Here is a 6,663-nt window from a genome sequence, read left to right on the forward strand (position 1 = left end):
TTGAATCTCCTTTAATTTAGAATTAACATATAAATAACAAACAAACAATACATTTGTCTCTACTTATCAAAACTCACTCAAAACTTCCATCATCGCTCTGCGGTTTTTATAGCAAATTCTGAAATCTGCAACTAAGTCCGATACGGTCTTTTCTCCGCCCTTGATCTGTGACATTTTTTTCAATATAAAACTGATGTGATCATAATGTGATCTTCCTGTATTTGTAGCGTATGGAACCAAGACTTTTTTGAACATCTCCAGAGTTTTTTCAGGGTAATCAGACGCAAATACTTTGTAATATCTTTCAAGTTCATCCATGTAAAGATACTTATCAATATAATTCACAAGGCGTTCAATTTCATTCTCTGCCACAAGAAATTCCGCAGCAGAACTGTTAAAACCTTTTGTACCACTGTAAAGCATGAAAAGTTTTTCCCGTTCATTTGCCCATTCTGCGGGACTGAAGGTTGCTTTGTAAATTTGAAAGCGTTTTTTATTAAAATGTTTTTTAATAAACTTGTATGACAGCATTCGTATAGCTAGAATGTCTTTTTCTTTTTGAGCAATATCCAAAAGTAATACGAGCCACTTACTGTCAAAAAACTCTTCCAGGGATTTCTCTTTGCTATTGATAAAATCGTTTATAAGTTTTTTCGCAGTCCGGAAATTCTGTTTTTCAATTTTTCTTTTTACTACTATCAAGCGGAAAGATTCTATCTGCATATTTTCTTTGATAATTTCCCAAGCTTTTTTCTTCTGACCAAGACGCCTATAAAAATTTATTTTTCGCTGTAGGATGGTTTCTGCTTCATGCGAACTCTTGTCTTTTACTCCGGCAAACAATTTATCTTGCATAGCAATAAACGCATCAGGATTTATAAATGCTGCAAGGTTCTCAAATAACTGCTGAAAATCATAATAGAAATCGGTTTCTTCATATTTTTTCTTTTTCATCTCCGTCATACAATAGTTATATAATTCTTTTTTATCAATGTGTTCTATCATATTGTTCATAATGTCAAAAGGAACGTACTGATATTCGGAAGGGAAAATCATGGAAACATTTTCCTCAATATTATACAGCCATTGGGAATATTCCTCAATAAGCGCCTTACAGATGAGTAAAGCCTCATCGTATTCTTTCAAACGCACATAGTTGCGGGCTTTGTCAATCCATTGGTCCAAAACATCAATATTAAGACACTCCTCAAGATAATAATCATCTTCATCATGCGGGACGGACGCAAGAGCTGCCTGTATGAGTCTTGAGTATTTATTGCCTTTGATATTCCCTACGTTAGCTGAAAACTCGAGTAGAATTGCATTGCTAAGTTCGGTATTGTATTTTGCCTGAGCAATGATAAATTTACGTAGCTTTTCTGCGGAAACATTTCCGATAAAATCTTCCAGCCGCAACCCGCCATATTTTCCTTCATCTTCGTCTGCCGCTATTTTTTTTGCAATTGCTTCCTTAATAATAGAAATATGTTTGCAGGGAGAATAATCGCTTGGGCAAGAACAGTAAAAATCAACTGTCTTTTTACCATCGGTAGTAATTTTTATGATATAAACGCCGTAATTGCCCTGATATTTTGCTTTCCACTGATTATCCGTAATTTTACGTAGTTCAATAATACCTGTATCATACATAAATTGAGTATATACCAATGAGATATAAAATTATATACTTATAAAAACTATATATCTTTCTAATTATCCATGTTAATTAGCACCTTTATTTTTATTCGATTTTTTCTTTTTATCTGCCTGCTTTTTTACCGTTGCCTCAAGTTCAACAAATCTGTCAAAATCACTATCTTCAAAAATTTTTTTGATATGTTGATTTATTGCAGCGACCGTCACACCATAAAGCTCCGCCATCATTTTTTACTATTTTTTTTTCACAGTATAGATAAAAATTAACCAAATAGATAGTATGCCAAACGAAATTTGACCTTTAAATTATTTTTCAATTAAGCCGTCTAATAAAGGCAGCACAATTATAATTTCCTTATTCAATTTTTTTGCTCTATCAATAACATATTTTGTTCCTGTGCTTTCTCCATCCCAAAAGGCAATAATTTTATCGGCTTCATCAATTATAATATCATTTCTTTTTAAGGCAGCCCATTTCCCGTCCCTATTGTAATTCGGTCTGTGTACGATTATTTCTATATTATTTTTTATTGCCCATTCCCATGCAATTGTATCAATACCTTTTGCCCCGCCGCTAATAATAAAATCGGGTTTTTCTTTTATGTATTTATCTAAATCTAATTCTTCAATGCTTCTGCTTCCAATAATAGCTAATTTCATAAATACCTCTTAATAATTATTACATTATTTTTACTCCACCGTAAACCCCAACGCTTTGTAACCTTTCAACCGTCTTCCATACATCCGTGATAACACAGGTACATTCTCATCAACATAATCATAAACCTGTATTTCTTTTTTCCCATGAGAGGCACGGTTAAGGCGGCCGGTATATTGCACAAGCATTCCCTTCCATGAAAAAGGAAAAACCAGAAACAGAGTGTCAAGACTTGGTAAATCAAAACCTTCCCCAAGATATTTTCCTGTAGCAAGGATAACCTTATGTTCATGCGAAGGAGTATTTTGAATCACTTCCATAATTTCTTTAAGCTGTTTTTTTCCAAAACCGCCTTTTAACACAAAAAGAGTTGAAATACATTCTTTCAAAGCGTCTTTCAGAATATCCAAATGTTCAAGGCGTTCACTTAAAACAAGACATTCCCGGCCTTCACGATGAGCGTCCAGAATATCTTTAATAATCAATTTATTCCGATCTTCATTCAAGTAGAGATTATGAAATAAATCCTGAATGGATAGTTCCGCGCTTTCTACTGTGTTAGCTGTTTTTATTTCATTGGGTACGTTAAACCCAGTAAAACGAGGAAATACTTTTTGCACAAATAATGGGATATTCCGAGTATTAGAATAACGGACTTCTCCCAAATTCATAATGACGATTGGGTGTTGGCCATCCTTCCTGATAACTGTCGCAGAAAGCCCCAAGTGATAATATGCTGGACATTTTCTGATGATCCGCTCAAAGGAAGCAGCGGAAATGTGATGACACTCATCAACAATAATCTGGCCATACTCAGCTACCCAATCTTCAACTTTATCTTTTTTTACAATGCTCTGCATAACTGCTATATCGATAATTCCGGTACGTTTCTTTTTTGTCCCGCTATAATAACCTATGTCCTTTTTAGAAATTCCCAAGAATTGATTTATCCGCTCTGCCCATTGGTCTGCAAGCAATTTGCGATGAACCAATATTAACGTATTTACTTTTCGTTCCGCTATCATTTTAAGGGCGACAACAGTTTTGCCAAAAGCTGTGGCAGCGGAAAGTATTCCTGTGTTATGTGCCATCAACATTTTTAAGGCTTCTTTTTGATCACCCCGAAGTTCTCCAGTAAATCGGACATCAATACTCTTTCCGTGATTTTGTTTGTTATGCAATTCGGGTGTTATTTGATAATGCTCAAAGATAGCCAACAAACCATCCAAACATCCTACAGGCAAGCCGATATACTCAGGAAAAAATTCATAACAGTAAAGTATGTGCGGTTTGTTCCATGTCGGAAGCCTCATTTTTTGAGCTTGATAAAATTCAGGATTTGCGAAAGATGCAAGCCGTAAAATACGGTTACGCAATACAGGCGGAAGGCCGGTGTGATTAACATAAAGCTGTTCAGCGAGTATTATTTCAACTTTTTGAGGGATTGGCTCAGTAATGTTCGGTAAAATAGTTGGTTTTTTCTGCCACGGTTTGGCTTCATCATCGGTTTCTATCTGATCATAAACTACAGGCAAAAGCTCATCATGTTGAATGGCGTTTTGGATAATATAATCCAATTTGTTTTCACCTAACCGTTTTATAGAAGCAAGAAATGCCCATTGATCGACGTAAGGCGTCATCGGACTTAAGTCTGCGTCACTATCAAGAAAAAGGCTGTGATTTTTGTCTCTTGCGGCTTTTTGCAGAGGGAGAGCGATTAAGTTACCGAAGCCGCCTTTGGGCATAGTATCCTGGTTTGGGAAAAAACGATCAAATGAATCAAGTCCGATTTCCGGTCTAGTATCTAGCGTGCGTGTCATCAGAAATGACCCAAGTCTTCGCGCTTTAACAGCCGAGATCGGCTTATCAAAAAAAATCCATACATGAGCGCCGTTACCTGAACGTGATCGTTCAAGAGAAGCGGGTATTTCTTCCATGCTGCAAGTTTCCATAAACGCATTTACATCTTCCCGCCACGTTTCTTTATCAAAATCAATCGCAAGAAAATGGCAGGTTTCATTTGGCAATAAAGGATAAATCCCCATAACGATAGATCCGGTAAGATGATTCCTGATCACATCATCTGTTACCGGTTCAAATGAGCGTTGAGTACAACTGCCACAGCTTGTTCTGGGTTTTTCACAGATACCCCTCACCCATTCATTTCTGCAAGCTGGCTGATAGCCGGATTTTCCTGTTTTCCTACTTTCAAAACGTTTTGCATAAACATCCTCACGACCTTTGAACAGGGAACGGAACAGGGCGATTTTTATTTCTGGAGGGGAATTGTTGTTTATCTCGATCAAGGAAGCTTGAGATGAATCACCTAACAACGATTTTTGCGTTGTTATCGTATCGGCAGTTTGTTTTTCAAGGATAGTTCGTGCTTCCTCAAGTCTGTGTTTTTTATCGGCTAACTTTTGCTCTAATTCAAAAATTTCATTTTGTAGAGTTAATAAGGATGCTTCGTCCATATTCCTAGATTAAACTATTTTTTACTTCTCCTCCATATCCTCTTCTCCCGGCACATAGGGAATGATTCCCATTTCAAACGCTTGTTGTTGTATATCCAACGGCATATCGCGGACATCGACAATAAGACCGTTAACTTTGACCATCCAAATCATTGGGTTGTCTTCTATATTTTCCGGCAGCATCCATTCGATATTAAAATAATTAATCTTAAACATTTTCTTTAATTCAGCCGCTTTATTACTGGCCGTACTGGAAGAAACGCCAAAAGCGGAAGCAAGCTCATTTGCGGTTAAATGGATCTCCTGCGTCTTGTCAAAGATAAAATTGTTTGACCCTATGGCATACGCTATTCCCGCCGCCCATGTAGACGTTTTTCCTGAAAGTAATGGTGATGGGCGTTTACGACAGAGTTTTTCCAACAATCGCAGACATAAGTCTTTATAATCTTCGTTGAGTTTTTTATCACAAAATTCAATGAGCATCGCGGCAATCTCATCGTATTTATCTTGCATTTCCTTTGGAATTGACATATTACTCCTTTTTACTAATTGTGTATTCAATTATAGATCAAAAACGACTAAAATGGAAGACTGTCATCTTTTTTATACAGAATAATCGCTAATAGTTTGGACAATTTGCGAGGTGTTTTTTATTAGGCTTTTACCATAACAAAATCAAAGGTAGAATATGCTTTTTATCATGTAATTACAATGATAGTACCGATATTTTGATAGTTGCAGACCGACCAATTTTAAAAGTAAATTGAATTTGTCCGAACGTTCGGACAAAAATTTATCAGGTTGCAAACCGATCTATTTTTCAAGTAAACTGAATTCGAGCGGATTATTTAAATTCTTGTTAGACGGTTGCAGACCGACCAATTTTTCGAGTAAACTGAATTGCCCTGATTATTGTTGGTAAAGAAGCACGGTTGCAGACCGACCAATTTTTCGAGTAAACTGAATTCCGCTTCCTTATGGGGTGTTTTATGTCTACGTTGCAGACCGACCAATTTTTCGAGTAAACTGAATTGAAATCGGGTGGCTATAACGCCAGTTATAAGTTGCAGACCGACCAATTTTTCGAGTAAACTGAATTAGATATAATATTAAAACACGCAGTACCTGTGTTGCAGACCGACCAATTTTTCGAGTAAACTGAATTTTTAGCATTGTGTAAATATCTACTCCATGGTTGCAGACCGACCAATTTTTCGAGTAAACTGAATTTTTTCGGATGAACGGAAACCCTGTTTTAGGTTGCAGACCGACCAATTTTTCGAGTAAACTGAATTTAACGGTGGGCGCGACCTCTTCACCTTCGTGTTGCAGACCGACCAATTTTTCGAGTAAACTGAATTGTGATCAATTTTGGCGCGAATATTACCCGGTTGCAGACCGACCAATTTTTCGAGTAAACTGAATTATTTAGGCGCGGATGTGTTACGCGCCGCCGGTTGCAGACCGACCAATTTTTCGAGTAAACTGAATTGAGTCAAAGGCGTTATCCGGCCTGTTGCTTGTTGCAGACCGACCAATTTTTCGAGTAAACTGAATTCTCGTTTCGTTTCGATCCTTCTATTGTACTGTTGCAGACCGACCAATTTTTCGAGTAAACTGAATTCTGGCCTCGCCTCGGGGTCACGGGGTTTTGGTTGCAGACCGACCAATTTTTCGAGTAAACTGAATTTGCGGTCGAGCTGGTCATGACCGCAAGCCCGTTGCAGACCGACCAATTTTTCGAGTAAACTGAATTGATTAGACGCACATTGTAAATAATGTTTTGGTTGCAGACCGACCAATTTTTCGAGTAAACTGAATTCTTATTCCGCTTCAGGTGGGCTGGTTAAAAGTTGCAGACCGACCAATTATTCA

Annotated in this window: 5 protein-coding genes and 1 CRISPR repeat array; all 5 genes read right to left on the reverse strand. The window is 37.2% G+C overall.

What is annotated here, in order from left to right:
• Positions 1-66: 66 nt before the first annotated feature.
• The 5 genes from ACYVRA_RS04280 to ACYVRA_RS04300 all read right to left on the reverse strand — a co-directional run bounded on the left by ACYVRA_RS04280 (position 67) and on the right by ACYVRA_RS04300 (position 5,319).
• On the reverse strand, positions 67-1,650 hold the full coding sequence (locus ACYVRA_RS04280) for an SWIM zinc finger family protein (protein WP_461251512.1): 1,584 nt from the start codon (positions 1,648-1,650) through the stop codon (positions 67-69).
• Positions 1,651-1,722: 72 nt separating this feature from the next.
• A complete protein-coding gene (locus ACYVRA_RS04285; RefSeq protein WP_461251513.1) occupies positions 1,723-1,884 on the reverse strand; it encodes a hypothetical protein in 162 nt (53 codons plus the stop codon).
• 78 nt (positions 1,885-1,962) lie between these two features.
• Positions 1,963-2,316 carry an SLOG family protein gene (locus tag ACYVRA_RS04290; protein WP_461251514.1) on the reverse strand — a complete coding sequence of 118 codons (354 nt, stop codon included), beginning with the start codon at positions 2,314-2,316 and terminating at the stop codon, positions 1,963-1,965.
• A gap of 30 nt (positions 2,317-2,346) precedes the next feature.
• Positions 2,347-4,788 (reverse strand): TOTE conflict system archaeo-eukaryotic primase domain-containing protein, encoded by a 2,442-nt coding sequence (locus tag ACYVRA_RS04295; RefSeq protein WP_461251515.1) that lies wholly within the window; start codon positions 4,786-4,788, stop codon positions 2,347-2,349.
• 21 nt (positions 4,789-4,809) lie between these two features.
• Entirely contained in the window at positions 4,810-5,319 is a 510-nt protein-coding gene (locus ACYVRA_RS04300) for a DUF6398 domain-containing protein (protein ID WP_461251516.1), read from the reverse strand.
• Positions 5,320-5,522: 203 nt separating this feature from the next.
• Positions 5,523-6,610: a CRISPR direct-repeat array (repeat unit 36 nt; unit sequence GTTGCAGACCGACCAATTTTTCGAGTAAACTGAATT).
• Positions 6,611-6,663 lie beyond the last annotated feature (53 nt).

Source organism: Treponema sp. R8-4-B8, from assembly GCF_054786175.1.

Excerpts from the sequence above, each read along its gene's own strand:
- ACYVRA_RS04280 (WP_461251512.1), bottom strand. The coding sequence starts at position 1,650 with ATGTATGATACAGGTATTATTGAACTACGTAAAATTACGGATAATCAG.
- ACYVRA_RS04300 (WP_461251516.1), bottom strand. The coding sequence starts at position 5,319 with ATGTCAATTCCAAAGGAAATGCAAGATAAATACGATGAGATTGCCGCG.
- ACYVRA_RS04290 (WP_461251514.1), bottom strand. The coding sequence starts at position 2,316 with ATGAAATTAGCTATTATTGGAAGCAGAAGCATTGAAGAATTAGATTTA.
- ACYVRA_RS04285 (WP_461251513.1), bottom strand. The coding sequence starts at position 1,884 with ATGATGGCGGAGCTTTATGGTGTGACGGTCGCTGCAATAAATCAACAT.
- ACYVRA_RS04295 (WP_461251515.1), bottom strand. The coding sequence starts at position 4,788 with ATGGACGAAGCATCCTTATTAACTCTACAAAATGAAATTTTTGAATTA.